This window comes from Parahoeflea alexandrii (assembly GCF_024105735.1).
Classification (GTDB): domain Bacteria; phylum Pseudomonadota; class Alphaproteobacteria; order Rhizobiales; family Rhizobiaceae; genus Hoeflea; species Hoeflea alexandrii.
The window spans coordinates 784,947-810,566 of the sequence record NZ_JAAAML010000002.1 but is presented as its reverse complement, the minus strand read 5'-3'; the positions used below and the strand labels follow the sequence as shown (position 1 = coordinate 810,566).

At 62.2% G+C, this 25,620-nt stretch carries 30 protein-coding genes; 12 read left to right on the top strand and 18 right to left on the bottom strand.

Annotated elements, in window-relative coordinates; translation table 11 throughout:
- Positions 1-92 precede the first annotated feature (92 nt).
- Positions 93-500: a universal stress protein gene (locus GTW23_RS13460; protein WP_252916134.1), complete on the bottom strand. Its 408-nt coding sequence runs from the start codon at positions 498-500 to the stop codon at positions 93-95.
- A gap of 350 nt (positions 501-850) precedes the next feature.
- On the opposite strand from GTW23_RS13460, the gene GTW23_RS13455 reads away from it, so the two are divergent.
- Positions 851-1,549 carry a formylglycine-generating enzyme family protein gene (locus GTW23_RS13455; protein WP_252916133.1) on the top strand — a complete coding sequence of 233 codons (699 nt, stop codon included), beginning with the start codon at positions 851-853 and terminating at the stop codon, positions 1,547-1,549.
- 105 nt (positions 1,550-1,654) lie between these two features.
- Here GTW23_RS13455 and GTW23_RS13450 read toward each other — a convergent pair whose 3' ends face one another.
- The 4 genes from GTW23_RS13450 to GTW23_RS13435 form a co-directional block, all read right to left on the bottom strand.
- A complete protein-coding gene (locus GTW23_RS13450) occupies positions 1,655-2,257 on the bottom strand; it encodes an SDR family oxidoreductase (protein WP_252916132.1) in 603 nt (200 codons plus the stop codon).
- Between the two features lie 86 nt (positions 2,258-2,343).
- Positions 2,344-2,961 carry a glutathione S-transferase family protein gene (locus GTW23_RS13445; protein WP_252916131.1) on the bottom strand — a complete coding sequence of 206 codons (618 nt, stop codon included), beginning with the start codon at positions 2,959-2,961 and terminating at the stop codon, positions 2,344-2,346.
- Positions 2,958-4,334 (bottom strand): NAD-dependent succinate-semialdehyde dehydrogenase, encoded by a 1,377-nt coding sequence (locus tag GTW23_RS13440; protein ID WP_252916130.1) that lies wholly within the window; start codon positions 4,332-4,334, stop codon positions 2,958-2,960. Before GTW23_RS13440 ends, GTW23_RS13445 begins: the two co-directional genes overlap by 4 nt.
- Positions 4,335-4,519: 185 nt before the next feature.
- Complete coding sequence (locus tag GTW23_RS13435; RefSeq protein ID WP_252916129.1) at positions 4,520-6,406, bottom strand: PAS domain-containing sensor histidine kinase; 1,887 nt, start codon at positions 6,404-6,406, stop codon at positions 4,520-4,522.
- A 187-nt stretch (positions 6,407-6,593) separates the two neighbouring features.
- Here GTW23_RS13435 and GTW23_RS13430 point away from each other — a divergent pair, with 187 nt between their 5' ends.
- Complete coding sequence (locus tag GTW23_RS13430; protein WP_252916128.1) at positions 6,594-7,634, top strand: zinc-dependent alcohol dehydrogenase family protein; 1,041 nt, start codon at positions 6,594-6,596, stop codon at positions 7,632-7,634.
- Positions 7,635-7,707: 73 nt separating this feature from the next.
- Here GTW23_RS13430 and GTW23_RS13425 read toward each other — a convergent pair whose 3' ends face one another.
- On the bottom strand, positions 7,708-9,096 hold the full coding sequence (locus tag GTW23_RS13425; protein ID WP_252916127.1) for an HD-GYP domain-containing protein: 1,389 nt from the start codon (positions 9,094-9,096) through the stop codon (positions 7,708-7,710).
- Between the two features lie 143 nt (positions 9,097-9,239).
- Between GTW23_RS13425 and GTW23_RS13420 the strand changes: the two genes are divergently transcribed.
- Together GTW23_RS13420 and GTW23_RS13415 are read left to right on the top strand one after the other, a co-directional pair.
- Positions 9,240-9,788, top strand: coding sequence for a helix-turn-helix domain-containing protein (locus GTW23_RS13420; protein WP_252916126.1), 549 nt, complete (start codon positions 9,240-9,242; stop codon positions 9,786-9,788).
- A 6-nt stretch (positions 9,789-9,794) separates the two neighbouring features.
- Complete coding sequence (locus tag GTW23_RS13415; protein WP_252916125.1) at positions 9,795-10,322, top strand: GNAT family N-acetyltransferase; 528 nt, start codon at positions 9,795-9,797, stop codon at positions 10,320-10,322.
- 48 nt (positions 10,323-10,370) lie between these two features.
- Here GTW23_RS13415 and GTW23_RS13410 read toward each other — a convergent pair whose 3' ends face one another.
- The 4 genes from GTW23_RS13410 to GTW23_RS13395 form a co-directional block, all read right to left on the bottom strand.
- The gene (locus GTW23_RS13410) at positions 10,371-10,994 is read right to left on the bottom strand and encodes a MarR family winged helix-turn-helix transcriptional regulator (protein WP_252916124.1); all 624 of its coding nucleotides are present in this window, start codon (positions 10,992-10,994) and stop codon (positions 10,371-10,373) included.
- A 123-nt stretch (positions 10,995-11,117) separates the two neighbouring features.
- Entirely contained in the window at positions 11,118-11,669 is a 552-nt protein-coding gene (locus GTW23_RS13405; RefSeq protein WP_252916123.1) for a MarR family winged helix-turn-helix transcriptional regulator, read from the bottom strand.
- 165 nt (positions 11,670-11,834) lie between these two features.
- Positions 11,835-12,314: a MarR family winged helix-turn-helix transcriptional regulator gene (locus GTW23_RS13400; RefSeq protein ID WP_152011679.1), complete on the bottom strand. Its 480-nt coding sequence runs from the start codon at positions 12,312-12,314 to the stop codon at positions 11,835-11,837.
- Positions 12,315-12,800: 486 nt separating this feature from the next.
- Positions 12,801-13,712, bottom strand: coding sequence for a pirin family protein (locus tag GTW23_RS13395; RefSeq protein WP_152010720.1), 912 nt, complete (start codon positions 13,710-13,712; stop codon positions 12,801-12,803).
- 186 nt (positions 13,713-13,898) lie between these two features.
- On the opposite strand from GTW23_RS13395, the gene GTW23_RS13390 reads away from it, so the two are divergent.
- Positions 13,899-14,120 carry a hypothetical protein gene (locus GTW23_RS13390; protein ID WP_252916122.1) on the top strand — a complete coding sequence of 74 codons (222 nt, stop codon included), beginning with the start codon at positions 13,899-13,901 and terminating at the stop codon, positions 14,118-14,120.
- A 21-nt stretch (positions 14,121-14,141) separates the two neighbouring features.
- On the opposite strand, the gene GTW23_RS13385 is transcribed toward GTW23_RS13390, so the two are convergent.
- A complete protein-coding gene (locus GTW23_RS13385) occupies positions 14,142-14,627 on the bottom strand; it encodes an Lrp/AsnC family transcriptional regulator (RefSeq protein WP_252916121.1) in 486 nt (161 codons plus the stop codon).
- Between the two features lie 110 nt (positions 14,628-14,737).
- Between GTW23_RS13385 and GTW23_RS13380 the strand changes: the two genes are divergently transcribed.
- The 4 genes from GTW23_RS13380 to GTW23_RS13365 all read left to right on the top strand — a co-directional run bounded on the left by GTW23_RS13380 (position 14,738) and on the right by GTW23_RS13365 (position 17,496).
- Positions 14,738-14,953, top strand: a complete 216-nt coding sequence (locus GTW23_RS13380; protein WP_152010723.1) for a DUF6356 family protein — start codon at positions 14,738-14,740, stop codon at positions 14,951-14,953.
- Positions 14,954-14,959: 6 nt separating this feature from the next.
- Positions 14,960-15,769 (top strand): class II glutamine amidotransferase, encoded by an 810-nt coding sequence (locus GTW23_RS13375; RefSeq protein ID WP_152010724.1) that lies wholly within the window; start codon positions 14,960-14,962, stop codon positions 15,767-15,769.
- A gap of 249 nt (positions 15,770-16,018) precedes the next feature.
- Positions 16,019-16,615 carry a hypothetical protein gene (locus tag GTW23_RS13370; protein WP_152010725.1) on the top strand — a complete coding sequence of 199 codons (597 nt, stop codon included), beginning with the start codon at positions 16,019-16,021 and terminating at the stop codon, positions 16,613-16,615.
- A gap of 26 nt (positions 16,616-16,641) precedes the next feature.
- On the top strand, positions 16,642-17,496 hold the full coding sequence (locus GTW23_RS13365; protein WP_252916120.1) for an AraC family transcriptional regulator: 855 nt from the start codon (positions 16,642-16,644) through the stop codon (positions 17,494-17,496).
- A gap of 177 nt (positions 17,497-17,673) precedes the next feature.
- On the opposite strand, the gene coaBC is transcribed toward GTW23_RS13365, so the two are convergent.
- The 7 genes from coaBC to ubiE form a co-directional block, all read right to left on the bottom strand.
- Positions 17,674-18,888 (bottom strand): bifunctional phosphopantothenoylcysteine decarboxylase/phosphopantothenate--cysteine ligase CoaBC, encoded by a 1,215-nt coding sequence (gene coaBC, locus GTW23_RS13360; RefSeq protein WP_252916119.1) that lies wholly within the window; start codon positions 18,886-18,888, stop codon positions 17,674-17,676.
- Entirely contained in the window at positions 18,885-19,307 is a 423-nt protein-coding gene (locus GTW23_RS13355; RefSeq protein ID WP_252916118.1) for a type II toxin-antitoxin system VapC family toxin, read from the bottom strand. Before GTW23_RS13355 ends, coaBC begins: the two co-directional genes overlap by 4 nt.
- Complete coding sequence (locus GTW23_RS13350; RefSeq protein WP_252916117.1) at positions 19,304-19,570, bottom strand: FitA-like ribbon-helix-helix domain-containing protein; 267 nt, start codon at positions 19,568-19,570, stop codon at positions 19,304-19,306. Before GTW23_RS13350 ends, GTW23_RS13355 begins: the two co-directional genes overlap by 4 nt.
- Before the next feature lie 198 nt (positions 19,571-19,768).
- Positions 19,769-20,206 (bottom strand): FKBP-type peptidyl-prolyl cis-trans isomerase, encoded by a 438-nt coding sequence (locus GTW23_RS13345; RefSeq protein WP_152010730.1) that lies wholly within the window; start codon positions 20,204-20,206, stop codon positions 19,769-19,771.
- 222 nt (positions 20,207-20,428) lie between these two features.
- Positions 20,429-20,860, bottom strand: coding sequence for a GNAT family N-acetyltransferase (locus GTW23_RS13340; RefSeq protein ID WP_252916116.1), 432 nt, complete (start codon positions 20,858-20,860; stop codon positions 20,429-20,431).
- Positions 20,861-20,862: 2 nt separating this feature from the next.
- A complete protein-coding gene (gene ubiB / locus GTW23_RS13335; protein WP_252916115.1) occupies positions 20,863-22,446 on the bottom strand; it encodes a 2-polyprenylphenol 6-hydroxylase in 1,584 nt (527 codons plus the stop codon).
- Between the two features lie 5 nt (positions 22,447-22,451).
- Positions 22,452-23,228 (bottom strand): bifunctional demethylmenaquinone methyltransferase/2-methoxy-6-polyprenyl-1,4-benzoquinol methylase UbiE, encoded by a 777-nt coding sequence (ubiE, locus tag GTW23_RS13330; RefSeq protein WP_252916114.1) that lies wholly within the window; start codon positions 23,226-23,228, stop codon positions 22,452-22,454.
- Between the two features lie 192 nt (positions 23,229-23,420).
- Here ubiE and mutM point away from each other — a divergent pair, with 192 nt between their 5' ends.
- The 3 genes from mutM (at position 23,421) to rpsT (ending at position 25,613) form a co-directional block, all read left to right on the top strand.
- On the top strand, positions 23,421-24,317 hold the full coding sequence (gene mutM, locus GTW23_RS13325; RefSeq protein ID WP_252916113.1) for a bifunctional DNA-formamidopyrimidine glycosylase/DNA-(apurinic or apyrimidinic site) lyase: 897 nt from the start codon (positions 23,421-23,423) through the stop codon (positions 24,315-24,317).
- Between the two features lie 61 nt (positions 24,318-24,378).
- A complete protein-coding gene (locus GTW23_RS13320) occupies positions 24,379-25,152 on the top strand; it encodes an enoyl-CoA hydratase (RefSeq protein WP_152010735.1) in 774 nt (257 codons plus the stop codon).
- A 194-nt stretch (positions 25,153-25,346) separates the two neighbouring features.
- Positions 25,347-25,613: a 30S ribosomal protein S20 gene (gene rpsT / locus GTW23_RS13315; protein WP_152010736.1), complete on the top strand. Its 267-nt coding sequence runs from the start codon at positions 25,347-25,349 to the stop codon at positions 25,611-25,613.
- Positions 25,614-25,620: the final 7 nt, after the last annotated feature.

Sequence of the window (25,620 nt, the reverse complement as noted above, 5' to 3'; positions counted from 1 at the left end):
AACTTTTCGAAAAGAGCCGAGTGGCGGCTTCTGCACAATCGATCCAAAACGACAAACGACCGCAATGGGAGTGCAAAACCGCCCCCACCCCCTCACCTGATCACATGCACCGCGCATTTGGCGTGGCGGACGACGCGACCGGCGGTGGAGCCGAGGAAGTAGTCCTGCAGGCCGGGGCGGTGGGAGGCGATGATGATGCAGTCGATGTCGTGATCGTCGGCGTAATCGACGATGGTCGAGCCCGGGTGGCCGCTGACGACCACCGGCTTGACGTTGGCCACGCCTCCGAGTTCCGCCTTCAGGCGTGCCTCGGCCTCCGCATGCCGTGTGCCGGCCTGCTCTGCGGGGACATATTGCGCCGCATAGGCTGGGATGTCCTCAAGCACGTGCAGCGCCGTCAGCGACGCGCCCCCGGCGGCGAGCGCGCGGGCGATATCGAAGGCCGCGGCGATGTCATGGGCGTGGTCGAGTGCGGTGGCAACAAGGATGTTCTTGTACATGGTCAGGTCCTCCTCAATCTCGAAAAACTAGCACAACCGCTCTGCAGCCGTGTTGATTTGGCTCAAGGAATGGGCGGATTTCGACTTGCCGGGCGCCAACGGCCGCTCGCCGGGCAGCCTGCCTCGTCAACTGGGTCAGATACTTGGGCAAGGTATCCGCGCCGGGCAGTTTGACCGCGACCGGGCGGGCGGAAGGCGCGGGATCAGGTCGGTCCGGCTTAACCCGTTGCAGCGGGCTCTCGTCATTCTCAGGCGGCGGTCTATATGGCCGGGTGTGGCGCACGCGCGGACGGACGGAAGGGCGCGTGTGAGGCTTGCAAGGCAGGATTGTCAGCAGGGGGATGCGCGTTATGAAGACTGGCCTTTATCGGATGGCTTGCGGCGCGGCGGCGATGGCCACTGCACTGGGGTGCGCTAGTGCCGCGAACTCGGACGCGGAACAGGCGCGGCTCGACGGTTTTGCGATCGACCGGACCGAGGTCACGGTCGGCGCCTTCAAGGATTTTGCCCAACGCGCAGGGCTTGAAACCATGGCCGAGCGCGAGGGCGGAGGTTTCGAATGGGGCGCTGGATGGGAGCGGCGGCCGGGCTGGACCTTCCGCACACCCTTCGGGCGCGCTGCAGACGACAGCGAGCCCGCGGTGCATGTGAGCTGGGAGGAGGCGGACGCCTTCTGCGCAGATGCCGGCGGACGGTTGCCGACGCGCGAGGAATGGAGCCGCGCGGCCTATACCGAACAGCGCCCGAGCCCGACCGACGGGTTCGAGACCGGGCGCAGCTACGTTTACCCGGTGGGTGACGCGCCGGAGGGAATGAACAACAACCGGACAGGGCATGTGGCGGCTGGCAGCACCAGGCGCGGCGTCAACGGGCTTTACGACATGGGCGGGAATGCCTGGGAATGGCTCGCCGACCGGCGCGGCGAGGACGCGCTGACGGCGGGCGGCAGCTGGTGGTACGGGCCAAGCGCCACACAGGCCGAGGGCATGCAGTGGAAACCCGCCTCATTCTACGCGGTCTATGTGGGGTTCCGCTGCGCTTATGACTGAAGAGACTTCAGCCCCCCGCGGTCTTGCCAGGAGACTGCCGGGACAGCCGAGGGGCTCCGCGCAATGCGGCTCGCTGGAGCCGGCCGCATTGCGCGATAGTATTGCTCAGGCCGACTGCATGTCGAGCGCCTTGCCGTCAAACCGACCGGTGATGGCAGCTTCGGCGAGAAGCCGTGCAACATCGGCGCGGGCGGCCTTCGCAGTCTTGTCGACATTCTCGCCGAGGACGACGTTTTCGCTTTCATCGCCATCGGTAAGCGCCACCGGGCGCAGGATGGCATGGGTTACGGACGAACCCTTGAGGTGTTCGTCGGCGGCATGCTTGGCCTTTAGATAATGGGCGAGATCGCCTTCGGGGTCGGACTGGTCGGCACCGATGGAACTGAGCATGACGAAGCGCTCGACACCGGCGCTTGCGGCCAGATTAACCAGGCGGATGGCGCCGTCGCGGTCGACCTTCTCGGTCATTTCCGGGCCGGTGGAGCCGCCTGATCCGGCGGCGAAGACAACCACGTCGACGCCCTCGCAGACGCCGGGCTGAAGATCGGTAAGGTCGCCCTGACGCAAGGCAACGCCCTCGGGCAGAGTGCTGGTGTCGGAGCTTTCGCGGACAAGCGCGATCGGGCTCTGGCCCTGATCGAGCAGGGTCTGGACCAGATGGCGGCCGGTCTTGCCGGTGGCGCCGGCGACGAGGATAGTCTTGGGCATGATGAATGTCCTTTTGAGTTCGAATGGCAATCGGGGGCCGGCTGGCCCGGAACGGGAAGCCGGGAGACCGGGTCGGGTACGGCGGTTTATTCCGAAGGCGGGACCATCGGCCCCGCGGCTTCGGTGGCGGCGATGTAGCCTGGCTGGCGCTGCAACTGCTTCCAGTAATCGGCCACGGCCGGATGGCCTTCGAGAAGGCCGAAACGGTCAAGCATCGCGATCAGGTAGGAAAACTGGATGTCTGCCAGCATCGGCGCCTCACCGAAGAGAAGCGGCCCCTCGCCGCGTTCGCCGGCGATATAGGCGAGATGGTCGTCGAGCGCCGCCTGCGCCTGCTCGGGCACCGGCTTGCCGTCGAAGGCCGGCAGGATGGCGCGCAGGACGACGGGGGCGAAGGAGCCCTCGACGTAATCAAGCAGCGCTTCGTGCCGCCAGAAGGCGGGAGTGCCGTGGGGCGGCCGGTGCGTGGTGTCGCCGTATTTCTCGACGAGGTAGCGCAGGATGGTGGCGGATTCGGCGATGGTCTCGCCATCATCCTCGACCACCGGCGACTTGCCGAGCGGATGAACCCGCGACAGGTCTTCGGGGGCGCGAAACGCTTCGGTGCGCCGGTAATCCACCCGTTCGCAGGGCTGGCCAAGATCGGCCAGCAGCCAGAGCACACGGGTGGCGCGCGAATACTGAAGGGCGTGCAGCGTGATCATGGCAGGAAGATCGCCTTGGCGTTGACGAATTCCTTCATGCCGAAACCGCCGTGCTCGCGACCGTAGCCGGAATCCTTGACGCCGCCGAAGGGCATGTTGGGATCAGCTGCGCCGAAGGAATTGATGCGAACCATGCCGGTGTCGAAATGATCCCGGGCGAGCTTCAGCGCCCGGCCCTCGTCGCGCGAGAAAATGCCGCCGCCGAGACCATAGCGGCTTTCATTGGCAAGCTGCATGGCGTGCTCGTCGTCGCGGGCGCGGATGATGGAGGCGACCGGGCCGAAGATCTCGTCGTCATGGGCAGGCATGCCGGGCTTGAGGTCGCCGAGCACGGTGGCCGGGTAGTAGGCGCCGGTGCGGTCCGGCGCTTCGCCGCCGCAGAGAATGCTGGCGCCCTTTTCAACGCTTTCGTCGACTTGGCTCTTCACGGTGTCGAACTGATCCTGGCTCGACAGCGGGCCAAGGTCTGTGTCCTCATCCATGGGATCGCCCATGGTGACGGATTTCATCTGCGCAACGAAGGCCTCGACGAAGGCGTCGTAGACCTTGTCGGTGACGATGAAGCGCTTGGCCGACACGCAGGTCTCGCCATTGTTGTAGAGCCGGCCCATAGCCGAGAATTTCACCGCGGTTTCGATGTCGGCATCCTCGAGCACGAGATAGGCATCGTTGGAGCCGAGTTCGAGCACGGTCTTCTTCAGTGCCTTGGCCGCAACCGAGCCGATATGCCGGCCTGCGCCATCGGAGCCGGTCATCGTGACGCCACGGACCTTCGGGTGCTCGATCAGCTTGTCGCTGGTATCATGGTCGATGAGCACGACCTGGAACAGGTCTTCGGGCAGACCGGCCTCGATACACAGTTCACGCAGGCGCAGGCCCGAGCCGGTGCAGATGCTGGCATGCTTGAGCACGCAGCCATTGCCGGCCATCAGATTGGCGGCAAGCACGCGGATCGGCTGGTAGAGCGGAAAGTTCCATGGCTGGATCGAGTAGATCACGCCGATCGGCTGATAGCTGACAACTCCACGCTGACCCTTGGTGCCATGGGTCCGCTCCTCGTCGGCCAGCATCTCCGGCCCGTTCTTGGCGGTGTAATCGAGAATGGCAGCACAGATCTTGATCTCGGTGTGACCATCCTTGAGCAACTTGCCGGTCTCGCGGGTCATCAGTTCGGCGAGTTCATCTGCATTGTCACGCAGCTTCTGCGCGATCCTGGTGAGATAAGGTGCCCGCTCCTGATGCGAGAGTTTGCGCCATTCGAGAAAAGCCTCATGGGAAGCCTCAAGACGGCGGGTGGCTTCTGCCTCGCTCATCAGCTCATAGGTCTCGATGGGTTGTTCTGTCGCGGGGTTGATGGTTGTGATTGTTGACATGCCTGCTCCTTTTGGGATTCGGCAGGTCAACGGGCAGGGCTGGCAGAAGTTCCGCGCTGCGGCGAGATCGCACAGGCGGGATGAAGCCCGGTTTTCCGGGGTTTCGGAGCATGGCTCGTGGTTTGCGACCTGTCACGAAAGCGTGAGTACAGCCCGTTTTCCGTGCTTTCGCAGGTTACTCGATCTCAGGCCGGGGGAAGCGGCAGCGACAGAACACAGTGAAAATTCGGCTCAAGCTCCGTCGTCACCTTGCCAGACCATTTGGATTCGACCAGCTGGCGGATCAGCCTGGTTCCGAAACCGGTCCCGGGCGTTGTCGCCGCCGTCTGGCGAATGCCGTCGCTCCATTCGAGCACGAAGCTCTTGCGGTCACCGTCGGAGGTAACCGACCATTTGAGACTGACCCGGCCGCTCTCGCCTGCGAAGGCGCCATATTTGCTCGAATTGGTCACAAGTTCATGCAGCACAAGGCTGAGATCGAAACACATGTCGGCAGACAGGATGACGTCACGTCCGGTGATATCGGTACGGTCGGTGAAGGGTTCGATTGTCTGGGCGACAAGCTCTCGAACACTGGCCTTGGTCCAGCCGCCATTGGAAATCAGTAGGTTCGACCGCGACATCTGGGCCAGCCGCGCCTCGAACTTGACCTTGGCCTCGGCGAGGCTGTCGGCATTGCGAACGGTCTGGTTGAAGATCGAGGTGACGAACTGCAGCATGTTGCCCGAGCGGTGGGCGATCTCACGCACCAGGAGCCGCTGGCGCTTGCCGGCTTCATGCTGGCGGTGGCAGCTGGCGATGAGATTGGCAACCGTGACGAGGAACGCGACCTCGCCATCATCAAAGTCACGGATCCGGGTGTCATGCACGCCGATGACGCCGAAGGGGCGAGCGCCCGTGCCCGGAATAGTGACACTGATGCCGCTGCGCACGCCATGCTCGTGCAGAAGCGGCGGGCCGTCAAAGCGGGTTTCGCTGCGCAGATCATGGACCACCACCGGCCCCTGCACCGACAGCGTGTAGCCCGCCTGCGAGGCAAGCTCGACGCCAACGCTTGCGGTGCCGACGAGCCCCTCGTGCCAACCCACACCGGACGCCAGCCAGAGATGATCGGCCTGGTCGGCGAAAGGCAGGATCTTTGCAAGAGGCAGTTCCAGCACCTGGGCCACCAGCGCAATGGTCCGGTCCATGAAGGACTGAAACGATCCCTCGGCAAGGGCCAGCGTTCCAATCTCGGTCAAGGCCTCCTGACGCGCCAGTTGCCGGGTCTTGTTACGCGCTTCGCGCAATTCATTGGTGATGTCGCGGGAGATCACCAGATATCCGGTCGGCGTTCCCCTGGCGTCGGTGATCAGCGACAGCATTTCGTCCCAGGTGGTGCGCTTGCCCGAAGGGCTTACAAAATCAGCGGTGAACCGGCCAGCGCCCGACAGTTCGGCAGTCTTGGCCGCCGCCATTGCCGAATCGCGATCGGCACCCTGCCAGAAATCGAAATAGTTCCTGCCAACCGCATCCTCGGGCGAGGCCATTTCGAGGCTTGAGCAGCCGCAGGGATTGATGGAGCGAAGCGTGCCGTCCAGATCGACCAGCTTGATGCAATCCTTCGAATTGCGCAGGATCGATTCGGTCAGCTGATTGCTGGTGTCACGCTGACGTTCGCTTTCACGCAGTTCGGTGATGTCATCGAGTGTGTTGATGGCGCCAATCATCTGGCCATCAGCGTCGCGGATCGGCTGCGGCGAGACCAGAACGTGGCGCAGGTCGCCATCTGGACGTTCGACAAGCATTTCGGTTTTGCCGACCGGCTCACCGGTTTTCAGGCAGACCGCCATGGGGCAGTCTTCAGGATTGACCGGTGTTCCGTCCGGACGCCTCAACCCCAGTGATCCACACCAGAGGCTGACTCCGATTTCCGGTTCGCGCCCCCAAAGGGCAGTAGCCGCAGGATTGAAATAGGTGATGATGCCGTTGCGGTCCGTCGTGTAGACCGCGTTGCTCATCGCATCGAGGAGCGGGCGCGAGGTCTCCAGTCCACCGCGGTCGGAGATGTTCGTAACGGGCTTTGTCGACATGGCCGTGATACCCTTTACTGCGTGTGCCCCGGTTGGATGCACGAATGTGCCGATCTACCGCATTTTCTGAAAATGAACAGGGCGCGAAGCTGCTACCAGAACATAGGTACACCTTATCCCGGTTTCCAATCAACCAACTGCGGTGTAAGCCCTTATCGAACTTCCCACATCCTGACCGGTCCCGATCATGAAAGCCATCCTGTACGAAGCCTTCAGCCAGCCACCAAAACTGGTCAGCCTTCCCGATCCTGCACCGAAGCCGCACGGGGTGGTGATACGGGTGATGGCCACCGGTGTGTGCCGGAGCGACTGGCATGGCTGGGTAGGGCATGATGCCGATATCGTGCTGCCGCATGTGCCGGGGCATGAGCTTGCGGGAATAGTCGAGGCGGTGGGTAACGAGGTGACGCGCTGGAAGCCGGGCGACCGGGTGACGGTTCCGTTTGTCGGCGGCTGCGGCTCCTGCCCGGAGTGCCATGCCGGACATCAGCAGGTTTGCGACAACCAGTTCCAGCCCGGTTTCACGCATTGGGGATCGTTCGCGGAATATGTGTCGATCGAACGCGCCGATCTCAATCTGGTTGCGCTGCCCGAGAGTCTCGATTTCGCCACCGCGGCGAGCCTGGGCTGCCGGTTCGTCACTTCGTTCCGGGCGGTCATCGATCAGGGCAAGGTTTCCGCCGGTCAATGGGTTGCCGTGCATGGCTGCGGCGGTGTCGGGTTGTCCGCCATCATGATCGCTGTCGCGGCGGGCGCCAATGTGGTGGCCGTGGATATCTCCGAACCGGCGCTTGCTCTGGCGCGCAAACTGGGCGCGGTGGCGACGGTCAACGCCCGCGACGTGGACGATGTGCCCGCGGCGGTGCTGGAGATCTCCGGTGGCGGAGTGCATGTTTCGCTCGACGCACTGGGTGCGATCGGTACATGCGTGAACTCGATCCATTCGCTGCGCAAACGCGGCAAGCACATACAGGTCGGCCTGATGCTGGGAAATGACAGCATGCCGCCGGTGCCGATGGGCAGGGTCATCAGCCACGAGCTTGAGATCCTCGGAAGCCACGGCATGCAGGCGCACCGCTACGGCGCGATGTTTGAAATGATCGCGGCGGGACGGCTGAAGCCGGCCGAACTGGTGGGACGAAAGATCACCCTGGCCCAATCCATCGACGCACTGATGGGAATGGACCGGTTCGAGGGGGTCGGCGTGACTGTGGTCACCGAGTTCTGACACCGTGGCGTGAGCCCCGGATCCCGGCTCGCGCGCGGCCTGGTTCGCCATCTCTCTGGACTTTCGACCCGGGCTAGGCAGCCATCTCCGCATTGAGCTTCGCGAGGCCCGATTTGAGCGCAGCGATACAGGCCGGATCGAAGGCGGAACCGGCGTCGGCATCGAGAATGGAGAGCGCCTTGGAGATGGGCATGGCGGCGCGGTAGGGCCGCTCCGCCGAGAGCGCGTCGAAGACATCGGCAACCGTGAGTATTCGTGCTTCGAGGCAGATTTCGGCGCCGGCAAGGCCATAGGGATAGCCCTTGCCATCAAGCCGCTCGTGATGGGCGGCGGCGACCGGAGCTATATCGGTGAAGGCTGCAACGCGCGCAAGGATGGCCTCGCTTTGCACCGGGTGGCGCCTTATCGACGCCCACTCCGCTTCGTCCGGCTTGCCGGGCTTGTCGAGCACCTGGTTGGAAACCCCGAGCTTGCCCAGGTCATGCAGCAAGGCGGCACGGCGAAGCCAGCGGCGGTGGGCGGCATCAAGGCCAAGTTCCTCGGCGATCATGTCCGTGTAGAGCGTGACACGATTGGAATGGTCGGCGGTAAAAGGGCTCTTGGCGTCAACCACATCGGAGAAGGCGGCGGCGACATCATCGAGATAGTCTTCATCCACCACTTCCGAGGTCAGCCCCGGCTGCATCGCAAATACGCGGGCCTCGATATCCGGCGCGACAAGCGCAGGCCAGAATTCCGGATCGGACTGGGCCTGCAGGAAGGCGTCGACCAGCGCGGGATCGAACCAGTCGCCGGCGCGGGCCCCGGCTTCACGAAGTGCCGCGGCGGCGCCGTTTTCGTTGTGGAAAATGTCGATCACCTGGGCGAGAAGCGCGATGTTGGAGATCACCGGGATTTCCTGCGCCTTCAGGCCCTCGGGCTTGCCTGAGCCATCCCAATGCTCATCAAGCGAAAGGATGCCGCTCTGAACAGCCTCGGAAAAGCGCATCCGGGCCGCAATGTCGGCGCCGCGATGGCAGCGGGTCTCGATCAGGCTGCGGGATATCTCGCCGCCGTTCTGCAGGATGTTGACGATGGCGCGGATGCGCTCGCTCAGGCCCGATTCCAGCCCGGTCTTCTTGAACACGAAGCGCAAGGCGGACGAGAGACTGCCGTCAATGGTCTTGAAATCGCGCTTGAAGGAAATGTCGTCGGCGAGATAGAGCTCGCAGATCCGCGCGGCGTTGCTCGAGCAGCCGAGATCCTTGAGCAGCAAGGTGTAGTAGAGATCACTGAGCATTTCGACGGGCAGGTTCAGCGCCTCGCCGATACGGGTTCCAATCCAGCAGCAGCGGATGCAGTGGCCTTGCGGCTGCCCCTCGGTCAGGTCCAGCGCATAGCTGAGTGCGCCCAGCAGTTCGGCGCGTCTGAAGGCCTGGGGACGGAGTTCTGCGATTCGGGTCAGGTACAGGCTTTTGCTCATCGGGTCCCCTTTAGCGACACCATCCCTATCAGGCGCGGCTTAAGAAGCCTTTACTGCCGAAGCGCATGGCGAGACGCGCTTGACGAAATCCGGAAGCAGGATTATTCCTTATATGGAAATTAATCTCATATACGGGAATTCACTTGACAAACCTGAACTCAAGACTTGCGGAGCGGCTGAAACAGATCCGGGCTGAAAGGGGCTGGTCACTGCAGCAGTTGGCGGAGGCCAGCGGGATCAGCCGCTCGACACTGTCGCGGGTGGAGAACGGCGAAGTCAGCCCCACGGCGGAGACACTCGGCGCTCTGTCGACCTGTTACCGGATGACGATATCGCAGTTGCTGGCACCGATCGAAGCACCATTCGCACCGCTGGTGCGGAAGGGTGAGCAGAGCCAGTGGCAGGACGCCGACAACGGGTTTTCACGCCGGGTGGTTTCTCCGCCCAGCGGCGGGCTGTCCGCAGAGGTGGTGCGCTGCGACCTCGACGCCTACCAGGACATCTCCTACGCGGCCCCTTCCCTGCCCGGGCATGAGCATCACCTGCTGATGCTTTCCGGCAGGCTGACGGTCAACACCAGCGGCGAGGAGTACCTGCTCGAGGCGGGCGACTGCCTGCGCTACCAGCTTTACGGCCCTTCGCGCTTCCGGACCGGCAGTGATGCCGCGTCCTATCTCATCGTTCTTGTGTGAGGCATCATGACCAGCATCAGCATTCATTCACTCGCGGCCGACGCGCTTGACTTTCATGCCGGCAGACTTGCGGAGATCATGGCGCATACGGTCAACGACGGTGCAGCGATCGGATACATGCAGCCCTTTTCAACTACCGACGGGCGCGCCTTCTTCACCACCCAGGTATTTCCGGAAGTCCGGGCCGGTAAGCGCAAGCTGCTGGCAGCGGAACTTGACGGAGAGATTGCCGGGAGCGTGCAGCTGATCCTGGCGCTGCCGCCCAACCAGCCGCACCGTTGCGAGGTGGCGAAGATGATGGTGCATCCGGTGGCCAGGCGAAAGGGCGTCGGACGCGCCCTGATGGCGGCCCTTGAGACGGAAGCGCGCGCCGCGGGCAAGACACTCATCACGCTCGACACCAAGACCGGCGACAAGGCCGAGCCGCTCTACAAGGCTGCCGGATTCCGCACCGCCGGGATCATTCCCGGTTTTGCGCTCGACCCGGACGGAGCGGCGATGCACGCCACCACCTACATGTACAAGGCGCTGTGACCGCTGGGGCGAACTTCATCGAGACCCCACAGATGGATGCCCGGGCTTTCAGTCATCGCTCACCGGTTCGCGATTTTCATCGAGCAACCTGCGGATCGTCACGAGCGTCGGCATAGCACCGACCATGGCTTGCCGGTGCTCGTCTTTCAGGAAGCTCCCGAAGGTGCGCGCAGAGGCTGCAATTGCCTGACTGTGGAAATGGCGGCCGCTATCAGTCAGATAGACCAGCTTTGAACGGGCGTCCTGATCGCATGGGCGGATTTCGATGAAACCGCGTTTTTCCAGAACCTTGAGCGAATGACTCATCGTGGCCTTGCTGACCTCCATGGCACCGGCCAGAGCCTGTGGCGTCTTCTCATCACCCAGCCGGACAAGATGGAGGATGATGGCGAAATGGGACGGATGGACGCCGTCCGGCAAGATCTTCGAGATCAATGTCTTGCAGAGCAGGTCAATGGTGTTGACCTCATTGAAAAAGGCGTAGGCTTCGTTGCGTTCCTTGCCGGAATTCGTCACGTGTCTTTTTTCCCCTTGCTTTGCCCCGACGGCCGGGACCGAAGGCGAACGGTCCGGACCAGAGGCCAGCCGCACTGGCATTCCGCCATCGCGGAATTCAGTTTCGCAGGGCTTGGTAGCATAAACAGCAAAGATTTTCTCGTCTGTGACTCTCAAACTTTTGGTGGCGAGCCCGTGAAGCGCTGACTGCTTCGCATCACGGCGGACGCCGGTACGGGACGCTGGTTCGGGCTCACAAGACGCGTTGAGGTTTCAAAACGACGGCGCGGCTCAGTGGCTTCACTTGATGCCCGGATTGCGGTTTTGATCTAGCAGCGTGCGAATCGCGGCAAGACCTGGCAACAGGTCGCTGATTGTGTCGATGTGGGACTCGCGCAGGAACTGGCTGAAGGTGCGGGCTGCGGCACCAATCGCTTCGCCCTGGAAGGCGCGGCCGGAGTCGGTGAGGAAAACATTCTTGGACCGGGCGTCGGTTCCGTTCGGCCGGATCTCGATGAAGCCATGGCCTTCGAGGACCTTGAGCGAATGGCTCATGGTCGCCTTGGTCACCTGCATGGCGCTGGCGAGTGCGCCCGGCGTCTTGCCGTTGCCGGCACGCGCGAGATGGACCACGATGGCGAAGTGAGACGGGTGGACGCCGTCGGGCAGCACCTTTCCGAGCAGCGTTGTCCCCAGTTGGTCGATTATGGCGACTTCATTGAAGAACGCGAAGACCTGGCCTGCTTTGTTCCCCGAATCCATTCTGTCCAGAGTTCCCTCTACAATTCTCGCCAGCCCGGCAATACCGAACGGGTTGCCAAAACTCGGTGCGGTCTTCCTGAAATCAACCATCTTCCGACGCAAATCCCGAAGGACCTTAGCACGGAACATTCCCTTTGCGGGAAGGCCCTGTCATATAATCAAACTGTTCCGGCCACCGCGCATCATGCCTGACGGCCAGAGTGTTGGGTGTCCCGGTCTGAAAGCCGCTTCCTGCAACCGTTTCAAGCGGGTGCTTCAGTCCGGCCCGACGGCGCTGTTGCTTTCGAGCAGCCGGCGGATCGACACGAGACTGGGAAGCGCTTCGCCCATCACCCGGAAATCGTCGTCACGAAGAAAGACCCCATAAAGCCTGGTCAGCGCGGCAACCGCCTTTTGCTGAAAATCGCGTCCGGCATCGGTGATGAAAACCTCCTTGGACCGGGCATCCGACACGCTTGGCCGGGTCTTGATGAAACCGCGCTTCTCAAGCACGGCAAGCGAATGACTGATGGTCGTTTTCGTCACCTGCATGGCATCGGTGATCTGCTGGGGCGTCTCGCCATCGCCGCCCCTGGCCAGATGATTGACGATGTAAAAATGAGAACGATGCAGATCGTCCGGCAGGCATTTGTCAAGCAAGGCTTCCGAGAGCTGGGCGGTCTGGCAGGCTTCACGAAAATAGGCGAACACGTCCGCAGGGCCGTAGTTGGTTTTTCTCAGGCGGTCGGAACTCATCGTGTTCACACCTTTCGCAACGCTGGTCTGGCAAGGCGGCGTGAACAGAACCGATCCACAGCCTTACCGGTTCGCGAACATTTGCACCGTACGGCCTTCAGTTGCAAGCCGGCTTGGCTTTCGTGGTAAACCAAAAGCCTCGATCGGCTTCCCTTTAGAATATGATAAAGCTTTTAATATCATGGGCTTGAACCATTCGCCCGGCGGCCGTCATCGGGATGGGGCACCGAGCCGCAAATGAAAACTGGCTGATTGCAACTTGAAGGCGGGGAGCGCTGGATGGAGGCAAACCGCTGTCGCCCGAATGAAGCTTCTGAACGTCACATCGCAACTGGTTTGACATCAAACATCATCCTGTCCCGAGGGATCCGATCGAGCTTGAAAGCACGCATCCGCCCGCCGGGATGGTGGGCTGACCAGGCACAGCCGGCAAAAACAATGCCGGGACTGATCCCGGCATTGTCACGCTCAAGAGGTTGACCGGCGCTAGTGTGCCGGCCTGATGAAGGTACCGTTCTGCAGTTCGGTCACCGCCTGGATGAGTTCCTGGCGGGTGTTCATGACGATCGGGCCATGCCAGGCGACAGGCTCCTGGATCGGCTTGCCGGAGACCAGCAGGAAGCGGATGCCCTGGTCGCCGGCCTGAACCGTGATCTCGTCGCCGGTGTCGAAGACCACCAGCGTGCGGTCGCCCGACATGTCGCGGATCTGGATTTCCTCGCCTTCGACTTCCTTTTCGACCAGCACGCCGAACGGCCTGGATGCATCACGGAAGGTGCCGGAACCGGCGAAGATGTAGGCGAAGGCCGAACGGTAGGCGTCGACCTTGAAGGTCTTGCGCTTTCCGGGCGGCACCGAGATGTCGACATAGGACGGCTCGGCGGCAATGCCGTCGACCGGGCCGCGCTTGCCCCAGAACTCGCCGCAGATGATGCGGGCGGCGGTGCCGTCATCATCGATTTCGACCGGGATGTCGGAGGCGGTGACGTCCTGGTAACGCGGTGCGGTCATCTTCATCGACGACGGCAGGTTGGCCCAGAGCTGGAAGCCGTGCATCTTGCCGGCGAAATCGCCCTTGGGCATTTCCTGGTGCATGATGCCGCTGCCGGCGGTCATCCACTGCACGTCGCCCGCGCCCAGGGTGCCGGTGTTGCCGAGGCTGTCGCCATGCTCGACGGTGCCGGCCAGCACATAGGTGATGGTCTCGATGCCGCGATGCGGATGCCAGGGAAAGCCCTTGAGATACTTCTCGGGCTGGGAATTGCGGAAATCGTCAAACAGCAGGAACGGATCGGTGAGCGACGGATCGTCGAAACCGAAGGCGCGCTGAAGATGCACACCGGCACCTTCGAGGTGCGGCACGGCGGTGGACTGGTGGCGGACTGGCCTGATGGACATGGAAGTCTCCTCGGTATCGTTGCCGGATAAAGGGCCGGCAGGATTTGCGTTGGCTGGAATGTAGCGGGCGGGACGGCGTCTTATAAGGGTCTACATGGAAACGGATTGTTCAATTTCGGGCACCCATTGCCGGAACTCCGGCGGGCAGCACGCGTTGTCAACCTGTCACACGAAAAGGAGACCGAGATGAGCCTCAAGATGGATTCCAAACTCGAGACCGAACTGACGCCCGAAGAAGTTTCGGAGCACAACAGCCTGACGACCGACGAGAAGATCGAACGGATCACCAACATGAAGTTCGAGCTGGAGCGGCAGACCGGCCGCGGCACCGCCGATCTTGACCAGGTCGAAGCCCGGATGGCGTCGATCAACATGGCGCTGTCGCGCCTGAAGGACCGGAAGGACTGACGTTTGGGCTCAAGCGCCCTTTCAGCCTGATGAGCCGCGACCGAGCGCGGAGAGCGGGATCTGCGTCGTCTCCTTGATCTCCTCCATGACGAAGGAGGCGGAGACGTCGGCCAGTTTCACCTTGGCGATCAGCCGCTGGTAGAGACGGTCATAGGCCTTGACGTCGGACACGCGGGCGCGGAGCACGTAATCGAGATCGCCGGAGGTGCGGTAGACGCCAACGATCTCGGGAAAGCCTGCGACTGCCTCGCGAAACTGCCTGAGCCAGTCGGCATCATGGCTGGCGGCGCGGACGAAGATGAACACCGAAAGGCCGCAGCCGGCCGCTTCCGCATCAAGGATGGCGACGCGATCCCTGATCAGCCCACGCTCCTCCATCAGCTTGACCCGGCGCCAACAGGCATTGCGCGACAGGTTGACCCGCTCGGAGAGCGCGTCCACCGACAGGGTACCGTCGCGCTGGAGCTGGGTGAGTATTCGGACATCCATATCGTCAATCTGGTGCATGTCGGGACATATATCCCAATTTTTTATTACGATAAAGGACAAATGGGACATTTCTCCCTCTGAATCGGGCTATCCTCTCAGGAACCAATTCAAATGAGGGATACAAGCACATGTCCAACCAGATCGCCCGCCTTTTCACCGACCACCCGCAATCGGTCGACGAGACCTATTTCGAACACCTGGTTTTCGCCGGCAAGTTTTCGGCCAAGCTGTTTGCTGCCGGGTTTTGCGCGCTGATCCACGCGATCCTGCCGTTTACCTTTGAGAAAACTGCAAGCCGTATGATCAACGAGATGCATCACCGGATGCACAACCGGAGCAAATAGACGCGCATGTGCCGATGGGCCGCCTACCGTGGAACGCCGATCCCGCTGGAGCAGATCATCTCCGCGCCGGGTCACTCGCTGGTCGAGCAATCGCAGCAGGCCACCCAGGCCAAGACGGCAACCAATGGTGACGGCTTTGGCGTGGCCTGGTATGGCGAGCACCCCGAACCCGGGCTTTACCGTGACGTGCTGCCGGCCTGGTCGGACTGCAATCTGAAATCGCTGGCGCGGCAGATCCGCTCGCCGCTGTTCCTGGCCCATGTGCGCGCCTCGACCGGCGGGGCGACCAGCCGCGACAATTGCCACCCGTTCGTCAATGGCCGCTGGTCGTTCATGCACAACGGCCAGATCGCCGGCTTCGAGAAGATCCGGCGGCCGATGGAAACGGCCCTTTCTGACCGGCTTTACCAGGCCCGGCACGGCACCACCGATTCCGAGCTGCTGTTCCTGCTGGCGATCGAATTCGGGCTCGAGACCGATCCCGCGGCGGCCTTCGGCGAAGCCATCCGCTTTGCGCTTTCGGAAGCGGCCCGCGCCGGCGTGCGCGAGCTGGTGCGGTTCACCGCGGCGTTTTCCGACGGCGAGACGCTGCACGCGATCCGCTACTCCAACGACGACTACGCGCCGACGCTCTATTCCGCACCGACCTGCAACAACCAGGGCCACTGCCTGGTGTCCGAACCGTTTCACGACACGGACACGAAATGGCACGAGATCCCGGCGGGGAGCATCGTCACGCTGACTGCGGGCGGGATATCGTCGGCACGGTTTGCGCCGGTGCAGGTGGCGGCGGTGAAGGTGGCTGAAGTGGCCTGAGGACGGACAAGGTTCGAGGAGCGCCATAGCAACGACAGCCCTTTCCCCGAGCGTCGACCCTTGGATGCCGCATTTCGGCCGATGTCGAATTCTGACAAGGGATTCGTGGATTTCTGGTTGCTTCGGTGATCGCCAATCCAGATTGCGCACTCTTTGAGCGGAAGCGAACCATGTTTCTCTTGATTTAGCAGGATTTGTCGGTCGCACCTCACCTAACATGGGTTGAGGTATCGCAATCTGGAGAAAATGATGAAGCCAACCCCAAAGAGTTTTACCGTGGAAAGGTCCGGCTGGTCTTCGATATTGAGCAAAGCACCAGACGGGAAGAAGGTCTTGGCGCTTTTCATCGTCTCGAACCTTGTCTATGTGCTCATGCTCACGGTTACCATACCGCAAGTTCAGCAATACTCCGGAGGGCTGCTGCCTTTCGATATCATGCCAACGGGCTACGGCATCGATTACGCACAGACATTTCTGGACAGTCTTGGCGAGGAGGGCAGGCACTATTACCTGACCCGCCAGTTGGCATTGGATATGATTTACCCGGCTCTGTACGCTCTGGCAGGCGCAGCAGTCTGGTTATGGCTCCTTGGAAAATTTCAAAGCCGAACAGCTTTCCCAAGTTGGATTTGCGTCTTGCCATTGATTAGCGGCGCGGCGGATTACATCGAAAACGGACTGGTCATTACACTCTTGATGCACTTTCCAACAATCTCGCCTTCTATCGTTTGGCTCAGTTCCGTGTCTACCGTTTTCAAGTCGGGTGTGATGATGTTCTTCGCCCTCCTCTTGATACTGCTGGTTCTCTCGATCGGGTTGCGTAGATTATCGAATGGGGGGGCTTGATCTTGCCCCCCACAGCGGTGAAGGCAATGCGAGCAACGCAACAGAGCTATCGTGACCGTCTGGACCGTGTCACAGCGTATCTACATGCCAACGTGGAAAGCGACATCGACATTGTCTCGCTGTCCAATGTGGCCTGTCTGTCCAGCTATCATTGGCACCGGATTTACACCGCCATGGTCGGAGAGACTGTAGCCGCCACGCTACGACGTTTGCGCTTACAACGCGCAGCTGACCGTTTGGCTAACTCAGATATGAAGATATCAGACATCTCGAAACTGGCACAATATCGCTCGCAGGACGCCTTTTCGCGTGCTTTCCGTGACGCCTACGGCAAAACACCGGGTGCTTATCGTCTAAGCGGCAGCCATGCCGCATTCAAAGCCGCTATTGCCAATGCGAATGCGAAAGGCTTTCACGTCAGCATAGAACATCATGACGCGGTCCGATGTGTCAGTGTCCCCCATATCGGTTCATACTTACGAATCGACGCCGCGATGACACGACTCTTTAGCATTTTGACAAAAGCACAAATGTTGGCGCAAAACGCACCGATGCAGGCAGTTTTCTACGATGACCCAGATCTGCGACCTGAGGAAACTCTGAGGTCTGCGGCCTGCACACCCTGGTCTGAGGGTCTGGAAATACCGAAGGGTACTGAAGAACTGCTGCGACCAGCCGGGCGCTATGCCAAGCTAAGATACAAAGGGCCTTACGCGAATATGAGGGGCGCCTATCACTGGCTCTATGGTGTCTGGCTGCCCGGTTCAGGCTTTGAAATCTCGGAGCGTCCGGGATTTGAGGCGTACCTCAACTCACCTGTTGATACCAAACCGGAGGATCTGCGCAGCGATATCTTCCTGCCCATAGACGACCAGCAATGAGAACTATCCTAGGTATTCCTCAGCAACTCGGCAGCCATAGATTTCAACTGGCCGGGCGGCAATGACGGCTGTCAATTCAACGAATCTGCATTTCTCGATTGCAGCCAGATCGCTGGGCCTGCTTCATCCAGTGCTGCCACGACGCGCCATTTCTGGATCAACGAGAGCTGAGCCAAGCTAGTCCCAGTCGGCGATGAACTTGGCAATCCTTGCCGCCAGCCTTGCCGCAGTTTCGTCCTTGCTCAGATCGGGCCAGTCCTCGACGCCATCTTTCGAGACAATACGGACGCGGTTGCGGTCGCCGCCCATGATGCCGGTTTCTGGCGAAACGTCGTTGGCGACGATGAAATCTGCGCCCTTGCGGGCGAGCTTGGCTTGCGCATTGGAGATCACGTCGGCGGTTTCGGCGGCGAAGCCTACCACCAGCTGAGGACGGTTCTGGTGGTGGCCGATGGTCCTGAGGATGTCGGGGTTTTCGGTCAGTTCGAGCGGCGCGGGCCCCTCGCCTTCCTTCTTCTTGATCTTGTTGTCCGCCGAGGCTGAAACGCGCCAGTCGGCGACGGCGGCAACGAAGACGGCGATGTCGGCGGGCAGGGCATTGGTGACGGCATCAAGCATCTCGCGGGCGCTCTCGACATGGATGACGTTGACGCCTGCGGGATCGGGGATCGTCACCGGGCCGGAGACCAGCGTCACTTGCGCGCCGAGACGGGCGAGATGGGCGGCGATGGCGTGGCCCTGCTTGCCGGACGAGCGGTTGGCGATGTAGCGCACCGGGTCGATCGGCTCGTGCGTCGGGCCCGAGGTGACGATGGCGGTCCTGCCGGCGAGCGGCTTCGGTGCGTCGTCCATGAGCGCCTCGATGGCGGCCACGATCTGCAGCGGCTCGGCCATGCGGCCCTCTCCGGCCTCATTGCTTTCGGCCATCTCGCCGGACATCGGGCCGATGAAGCGGATGCCGTCCTGCCGGAGCATTTCCACGTTGCGGCGGGTGGCGGCGTGGGACCACATCGCCGGGTTCATGGCGGGTGCGACCAGCACCGGCTTGTTGGTGGCGAGCAGGACGGTGGAGGCGAGATCACCCGCGAGGCCGTTTGCCATTTTCGCCATCAGGTCGGCGGTCGCGGGGGCAACGCAGATCAGGTCGCAGTCGCGCGCCAGCCTTATATGGCCGACATCCTGCTCGTCCTCGCGCGAGAACAGATCGGTGTAGACGTGGCCGGAGGACAGCGCGCCGACGGCCAGCGGCGTGACGAACTCCTGCGCGCCCGCCGTCATGACGGGCCGCACCTCGGCGCCGCGTTCGCGCAGGCGACGGATCAGGTCGAGCGACTTGTAGGCGGCGATGCCGCCCGAAATGATCAGGAGGATGCGTTTGCCTGAAAGCGTCATGATGCGGGTTCCCAGGGGTTGATGAGCGTGACACCGCAATCGGCAAAATCGCGGGTATTGCGGGTGGCAATGGGCAAGCCGCGACGAAGTGCGATGGCGGCAATCTGGGCATCAACACCAGTTATGGGTCGGCCCATCCGTTTTCGCCGGCTGACAATCTCAGCGTAGAAAACAGCGTCCGCAGTCTCGAAAGGCAAAATCCGGCCCTGCTCATATGGCATCAGGAAATTCTTCACGAAGGTCTCAAGGATGGATTTCCTCCGGCCATCCGGAAGAAGTTCTATTCCAAGCAGGATCTCGGCTTTGACAATAGCCGGAACATAGAGGCCATCTTCGGGTACGGAACTGAACCAGTCGACAACTGCCCGCGACGGTTCAGCCGCCACAAATTCCGAAATCACATTTGTATCGAGGATCATTGACGGTCTTGCCAATCGGCAAACGCTTCACGTTCCCCGGCCAGTTCCGTGCGTTCGGGGATTTCCAGATCTGCGGTCCCGTATTTCTCGCGTAGCCTTGAGACCCTGTCCCAAAGACTTTCCCTGGCCTCGGCAGACCCGGAAAGGCCGGTGCGCAACAGCACGCGGGCCTCTTCTTCCATCGACACGCCATGACGGGCGGCGCGCTCGCGCAGCGCCTGCTTCACGGAGTCGTCGAGATTGCGAATGGTCAGCGTTGCCATGATGCACCTCACGGGCAGAGATCTTTCTATGACTGCAATGTAGGCATTGCATGCATTGCAGTCAAACGCGACCGGTCACGACGCATCGCGGCATCTGCCCGGGCCGCTGATCATCACAGAGGCAGGGCATCCTCCGTGGAAGCGACAACCCGGCGCCGGGCCGGGTTGTCCAGGTCTCATGCGGTCAGGCCGCCCTGATCAGGCCGCCTTGACGATCTCGACCATCTCGATTTCGAACACCAGGTCCTGTCCGGCCAGCGGGTGGTTGGCGTCGACGGTCACTTCCTGTTCATCGAGGGCGGTGATGACGAGCGCCACCTGGCCTCCCTGAGGCGTCTGAGCCTGCAATTGCATGCCGGCCTGCGGCTCGAGTTCGGGCGGCAGGGCGCTGCGCGGGATTTGCTGAACCTTGGCGGCATCATGGGGGCCGTAGGCCTCTTCGGCCGGAACGGTAACCGTCTGCTTGTCACCGACCTTCATGCCCGCGACTTCGCGGTCAAGGCCGGGAATGATCTGGCCGGAACCAACCTCGAATTCCAGGGGCTCGCGTCCCTCGGAACTGTCGAACCGGGTGCCGTCTGTCAATTTGCCGGTGTAGTTTATCCGCACGATATCGCCGGATTTGGCCTCGCTCATATGTTCATCCAATGCTTGTGTGTACCCCGGCATATCAAAACGCGGAAACGCCAGAGGCATTCCGCTGCCGGGTTTTCTGTCGGGACGGCGCTCAGATGGCCCGTCGGCGAATGCTGGCCCGGCCCAATGGCCGGCGCACGGCACAAGCTAGCGCAATACGGGCGCGAATTGCAAATTCCTCCATGCCAGCCCGCATACATGCCCGACCGGGGACGGGGGGATTTACCTGAGCCCCATTGTGTGGGTCGCCTCGGTCTCGTCGACCGGCACGAAACCGAGATGCTCATAGAAGCTGCGCGAGGCCGGGGTGGCACGGAGGCGGACGCGGGGGAACCAGACGGAGGCACCGTCGAGAGCCCGGTCGACAAGGGTCCGGCCAACGCCGAATTGGCGGTGATCGAGATCGACATAGAGATGTCGGATGCGCCCGGCGATTTCGCTTATGTAAGGGTCCCGGTTGAGGCCGCAGAAGCCGATCAGACTTGCGCCATCGAAGGCACCGACAAGGCGTTCACCCGGACCGTCGAAGCGGTTCTCGCCTGACTTCCAGTCATGCCTCATGCGCTCGACAAAGGGATAGCCATCGGCCCAGGCCTCATCGGCCAGGGGCTCCACGTCGATATCGTCAAGGGAAATGGGACGGTAAAAGGTCACACTTACCATATAGGGTGGAAGGCGAGCGCCATCCAGACCGCAGCCGCAGCGATGATCCACAACGCCACCCGGCCCGAACGGGTGTGGCGCGCCTCGGCCTTGCCGATGGCTTCGGAGGTGGCGGGATCGAAACGCAGACCGTTTTCGGCCATCTCGCCGACCTCCTGCGAGAAGCGTTCGGTGCGGGCAGCAAGATCCGGCAGTTGCTCGGCAAGCTTGAAGGCGGCGATGGCGCCTTCGCGGATGTCAACGGCGATGCGCTTGGGACCGAGATTGTCGCGGATCCAGTCGCCCACCACCGGCTCGGCGGCCTTCCACATGTTGAACCTGGGATTGAGCGTGCGCGACACGCCCTCGACCACGACCATGGTCTTCTGCAGCATCACCAGCTCTGGCCGGGTTTCCATGTCGAACAGCTCGGTGACCTCGAACAGAAGCGTCAACAGCCGTGCCATCGAGATGGTTTCCGCCGGCTGGCCATGGATCGGCTCGCCGATGGCGCGGATCGCCTGGGCGAAGCTCGCCGGGTCATGCCTGGCCGGCACATAGCCGGCTTCAAAATGCACGTCGGCGACACGGCGGTAATCCCGGGTGATGAAACCGTAGAGGATTTCGGCGAGGAAGCGGCGTTCCTTCTTGCCCAGCCGGCTGACGATGCCCATGTCGACAGCGACGATCATGCCCGCCGGGTCGACGAAGAGATTGCCCTGGTGCATGTCGGCGTGAAAGAAGCCGTCGCGCAGGGTGTGGCGCAGGAACGACTGGATCAGCGTGTCGGCGAGCTGATCGAGATCGTGACCGGCAGCCTTGAGGCCCGACACATCACTCATCTTGATGCCGTCGATCCATTCCATGGTAACCACATCGCGTCCGGTCCGCTCCCAGTCGACTGCCGGCACGCGGAAGCCGGGATCGTCGCGCGTGTTGTCGGCCATCTCGGACAGGGCGGCGGCCTCGAGCCTGAGATCCATCTCGATGCGGGTGGTCTGTTCGAGCGTCTTGGTGATCTCCACCGGGCGGAGCCGGCGCGAGGACGGGATGAAGCGCTCCTGCAGTTCCGAGACCAGGTAGAAGGCTTCGAGATCGCGCCTGAAGCGCTGGCGCACGCCGGGGCGGACCACCTTGACGGCGACCTTGCGGGTGCCGTTTCCATCGGTGACTTCGGCGGGATGGACCTGGGCGATCGAGGCCGCCGCAATCGGCGGATCGAAGCGCGAGTAAAGCTCGTTGACCGGTCGGCCGAGCGAAGCTTCGATTTCCGCGCGGGCAAGCGCTTCCGGGAAGGTCGCCATCCGGTCCTGCAGCCCGGAGAGATCATCGGCGATCTCGGCGCCGACCACATCGGGCCGCGTGGCCAGGAACTGGCCGAGCTTGACCCAGGACGGCCCCAGCCGCTCGACGGCACGGGCCAGCCTGTCGGTGCGTTCGGCAGTTCTGGCCTTGCGCCGGGCCAGCAGGCCGGCGACCCGGTGGCCGAATTTCGCCGGTGCCGGGAGCTCGTCGGCTGGCAGTGACGAGATCACGCCCTCGCGCACAAGGATGAAGCCCGCCCGCATCAGGCGCAGATAGGTACCGAGACTTGCCATGCCGGTCAGATCTTCCAGGCCGAATGAAGCGCCGCGATGCCGCCGGTGTAGTTGGTGTAGCCGACACGGGAGAAGCCGGCACGCTCGATCATCCGGGCGAAATCGGCCTGGCGCGGGAATTTGCGGATCGATTCGACCAGATACTGGTACGGCTCGGCCTCGCCGGCAATCGCCTTTCCAACCGCCGGAATGCCGTTGAACGACCAGGCATCATAGACGCGATCGAGGATCGGCATCTCGACTTCGGAGAATTCAAGGCAGAGGAAGCGGCCGCCGCGGCGGAGCACGCGGTAGGCTTCTCTCAGCGCCTTGTCGATGTCGGGCACGTTGCGGATGCCGAAGGCGATCGTGTAGGCGTCGAAACTCGCGTCCTCGAACGGCAGTTCCTCGGCATTGGCCTCGACAAAGTCGAGATTGCCGGAATAGCCCTTCTTTTGGGCGCGTTCGGCACCGACGCCGAGCATCGAGCCGTTGATGTCAAGCACGGTGCCCTGGGCCTGACCGTCCGAGGCCGCAACAATGCGGAAGGCGATGTCGCCGGTGCCGCCGGCCACGTCGAGAAAGCGGAAGCCGGGGCGGCGCGGCGGATTGAGGCTTGCCACCATGGCATCTTTCCAGACCCGGTGCAGTCCACCTGACATCACATCATTCATGATGTCATAGCGCTTGGCGACCTTGTGAAAGACATCATTGACCAGATCCTGCTTTTCGCCATCGGAGACGGTGCGGAAGCCATAGCTGGTCTGCATGCCGCCATCTGAGGAAACGCGCTGTTCTGACATCTCTTAATCCCGTACTTCTTCACGCCAGCGTCAAGCCGTCGGGCTTTGCGCATGGGAACCAGTCAATTCTGCCGCGACCATAGCGGATCGCTCCGCTCCACGCTATCTAGGCAGGAAACACCAGCCTGCGGCAAAGCGCTCCGCCTTATAGGTCAGCCATTCGCATATTGCCACCAGCCCGAGGAGTTCGCATTGCCTGAATTGCCAGAAGTCGAAACGGTGCGCCGCGGCCTCGCGCCGGTGATGGAGGGCGGCAGCATCATCCGCGTCGAGCAAAGGCGCGGCGACCTGCGATTTGCCTTTCCGCCGGACTTTGCAGCGCGACTTGCCGGCCGGCAGATCATCTCGCTGGGCCGGCGGGCAAAATACCTGGTGGCCGATCTCGACGACGGCATGGTGCTGGTGAGCCATCTGGGCATGTCGGGTTCGTTCCGGATCGAGGCGGATGAGGGGGGAAGCCTGAAGCCTGGCGTCTTCCACCACGCGCGCTCGAAAGACGACAAGCATGACCACGTCGTGTTTCACATCGACGGGCCGGCGGGCCGGGCACGCATCATCTACAATGACCCGCGCCGCTTCGGCTACATGGACCTGATGGCGCGGAGCGCACTGGCGGAGCATCCCTGGTTCAGAAGCCTCGGAGTGGAGCCGACGGGCAACAGTCTCGACGCCAATGAACTGGCGAGCCGTCTTGCCGGCAAGACCGCCCCGCTGAAGGCGGCGTTGCTCGACCAGCGCATCATCGCGGGCCTGGGAAACATCTATGTATGCGAGGCGATGTGGCGGGCGGGGCTGTCGCCGGTCAAGCTGGCAGGAAGACTCGTCACCAGGACCGGGCGTCCGCGCAGGGAACTTGACGTGCTGACCCAGGCGATCCGCGCCGTGATAGAGGAGGCCATTGCCGCCGGTGGATCCTCGCTGAGGGACCATATCCGGACGGACGGCACGCTTGGCTATTTCCAGCATGGATTTTCCGTCTATGACCGTGAGGGAAAGGCTTGCCCACGGCCGGGCTGTGGCGATACGGTCCGCCGCATCGTGCAGAGCGGTCGATCGACATTCCATTGCCCGCGCTGCCAGAAAAGCTGACCGGACCAGATTGCCTGCCGGGGAGGACAGCCCGAAAGGCTGCAACAAGGAGAGATACGCGATGGCGCTCAAGACTTTGAAGACTGAAACACGCGGCCGGGTGGCCATCATCACGCTCAACCGGCCCGATGCGCTCAACGCGCTCAATTCGGAGCTCTTGAGCGAGCTGCGCGAGACTCTGGCCCAGTATGGCGCGGACGAGAAGATCGGCGCGATCGTGCTGACCGGTTCCGAGAAGGCCTTCGCGGCGGGCGCCGACATCAAGGAAATGCAGCCAAAGGATTATGTCAGCGCCTATATGGAAGACTTCTTCGAAGGCTGGAGCGCGGTTTCCTCCACCCGCAAGCCGGTGATCGCGGCGGTGGCGGGTTATGCGCTCGGCGGCGGCTGCGAACTGGCGATGATGTGCGACTTCATCATTGCCGCCGACACGGCGAAGTTCGGCCAGCCGGAAATCACGCTTGGCGTGCTGCCGGGCATGGGCGGCACCCAGCGGCTGACCCGCGCTGTGGGCAAGGCCAAGGCGATGGACCTGTGCCTGACCGGCCGGATGATGGACGCCGAGGAAGCCGAGCGCTCGGGCCTGGTGGCTCGCGTGGTTCCGGCAGCCGAACTGCTGGCGACGGCAACCAAGGCAGCCGAGAAGATCGCCGGCTTCTCCCTGCCGGTGGCGATGATGGTGAAGGAATCGGTCAATCGCGCCGACGAGGTGCCGCTTGCCGAGGGGCTGCGCTTCGAGCGGCGGCTGTTTCATTCGCTGTTTGCCACGGAAGACCAGAAGGAAGGCATGTCCGCCTTCATCGACAAGCGCAAGGCACAGTTCAAGCATCGCTAGGTAAATGCGGTGGCGGGCGCCCGGAAATCGGTTTTTCGCGTTGACGAAAGCCGCGATACCCGGTATAGGCCCGCCATCGAATGGCAGCTTTCGGGCTCGCCGTGGTTTTCTCGCATTCCGCATGTCAAAGCGACACACCTCGCAAGAGGCGCTTTCCGGTCGGAACAGAGCATGTGACACATTGAGAGGCATTCATGGCCAATACAACTTCGGCGAAAAAGGCGACCCGCAAGATTGCCCGCCGCACTGACGTAAACAAGGCACGCCGTTCGCGTGTCCGCAGCTTCCTCCGCACCGTCGAGGAAGCCATCAGCTCCGGCGACCAGACCGCTGCAGCCGCAGCGCTGAAGGCCGCCCAGCCCGAGCTGATGCGCGCCGCCAGCAAGGGCGTGGTGCACGCCAATACCGCTTCGAGAAAGATTTCGCGGCTGTCTAACCGGGTCAAGGCACTGAGCGCCTGATCGTTCA

Excerpts from the sequence above, each read along its gene's own strand:
- GTW23_RS13415 (WP_252916125.1), top strand. The coding sequence starts at position 9,795 with ATGACCAGCATCAGCATTCATTCACTCGCGGCCGACGCGCTTGACTTT.
- ubiB (WP_252916115.1), bottom strand. The coding sequence starts at position 22,446 with ATGGCAAGTCTCGGTACCTATCTGCGCCTGATGCGGGCGGGCTTCATC.
- GTW23_RS13380 (WP_152010723.1), top strand. The coding sequence starts at position 14,738 with ATGTCCAACCAGATCGCCCGCCTTTTCACCGACCACCCGCAATCGGTC.
- GTW23_RS13355 (WP_252916118.1), bottom strand. The coding sequence starts at position 19,307 with ATGATCCTCGATACAAATGTGATTTCGGAATTTGTGGCGGCTGAACCG.
- GTW23_RS13385 (WP_252916121.1), bottom strand. The coding sequence starts at position 14,627 with ATGCACCAGATTGACGATATGGATGTCCGAATACTCACCCAGCTCCAG.
- GTW23_RS13345 (WP_152010730.1), bottom strand. The coding sequence starts at position 20,206 with ATGAGCGAGGCCAAATCCGGCGATATCGTGCGGATAAACTACACCGGC.
- GTW23_RS13365 (WP_252916120.1), top strand. The coding sequence starts at position 16,642 with ATGCGAGCAACGCAACAGAGCTATCGTGACCGTCTGGACCGTGTCACA.
- GTW23_RS13440 (WP_252916130.1), bottom strand. The coding sequence starts at position 4,334 with ATGTCAACAATCACAACCATCAACCCCGCGACAGAACAACCCATCGAG.
- GTW23_RS13405 (WP_252916123.1), bottom strand. The coding sequence starts at position 11,669 with ATGGTTGATTTCAGGAAGACCGCACCGAGTTTTGGCAACCCGTTCGGT.
- rpsT (WP_152010736.1), top strand. The coding sequence starts at position 25,347 with ATGGCCAATACAACTTCGGCGAAAAAGGCGACCCGCAAGATTGCCCGC.
- GTW23_RS13455 (WP_252916133.1), top strand. The coding sequence starts at position 851 with ATGAAGACTGGCCTTTATCGGATGGCTTGCGGCGCGGCGGCGATGGCC.
- GTW23_RS13320 (WP_152010735.1), top strand. The coding sequence starts at position 24,379 with ATGGCGCTCAAGACTTTGAAGACTGAAACACGCGGCCGGGTGGCCATC.
- GTW23_RS13400 (WP_152011679.1), bottom strand. The coding sequence starts at position 12,314 with ATGAGTTCCGACCGCCTGAGAAAAACCAACTACGGCCCTGCGGACGTG.
- GTW23_RS13445 (WP_252916131.1), bottom strand. The coding sequence starts at position 2,961 with ATGATCACGCTGCACGCCCTTCAGTATTCGCGCGCCACCCGTGTGCTC.
- coaBC (WP_252916119.1), bottom strand. The coding sequence starts at position 18,888 with ATGACGCTTTCAGGCAAACGCATCCTCCTGATCATTTCGGGCGGCATC.
- GTW23_RS13425 (WP_252916127.1), bottom strand. The coding sequence starts at position 9,096 with ATGAGCAAAAGCCTGTACCTGACCCGAATCGCAGAACTCCGTCCCCAG.
- GTW23_RS13460 (WP_252916134.1), bottom strand. The coding sequence starts at position 500 with ATGTACAAGAACATCCTTGTTGCCACCGCACTCGACCACGCCCATGAC.
- GTW23_RS13350 (WP_252916117.1), bottom strand. The coding sequence starts at position 19,570 with ATGGCAACGCTGACCATTCGCAATCTCGACGACTCCGTGAAGCAGGCG.
- GTW23_RS13375 (WP_152010724.1), top strand. The coding sequence starts at position 14,960 with ATGTGCCGATGGGCCGCCTACCGTGGAACGCCGATCCCGCTGGAGCAG.
- GTW23_RS13390 (WP_252916122.1), top strand. The coding sequence starts at position 13,899 with ATGAGCCTCAAGATGGATTCCAAACTCGAGACCGAACTGACGCCCGAA.
- GTW23_RS13435 (WP_252916129.1), bottom strand. The coding sequence starts at position 6,406 with ATGTCGACAAAGCCCGTTACGAACATCTCCGACCGCGGTGGACTGGAG.
- GTW23_RS13395 (WP_152010720.1), bottom strand. The coding sequence starts at position 13,712 with ATGTCCATCAGGCCAGTCCGCCACCAGTCCACCGCCGTGCCGCACCTC.
- GTW23_RS13450 (WP_252916132.1), bottom strand. The coding sequence starts at position 2,257 with ATGCCCAAGACTATCCTCGTCGCCGGCGCCACCGGCAAGACCGGCCGC.
- GTW23_RS13430 (WP_252916128.1), top strand. The coding sequence starts at position 6,594 with ATGAAAGCCATCCTGTACGAAGCCTTCAGCCAGCCACCAAAACTGGTC.
- GTW23_RS13370 (WP_152010725.1), top strand. The coding sequence starts at position 16,019 with ATGAAGCCAACCCCAAAGAGTTTTACCGTGGAAAGGTCCGGCTGGTCT.
- ubiE (WP_252916114.1), bottom strand. The coding sequence starts at position 23,228 with ATGTCAGAACAGCGCGTTTCCTCAGATGGCGGCATGCAGACCAGCTAT.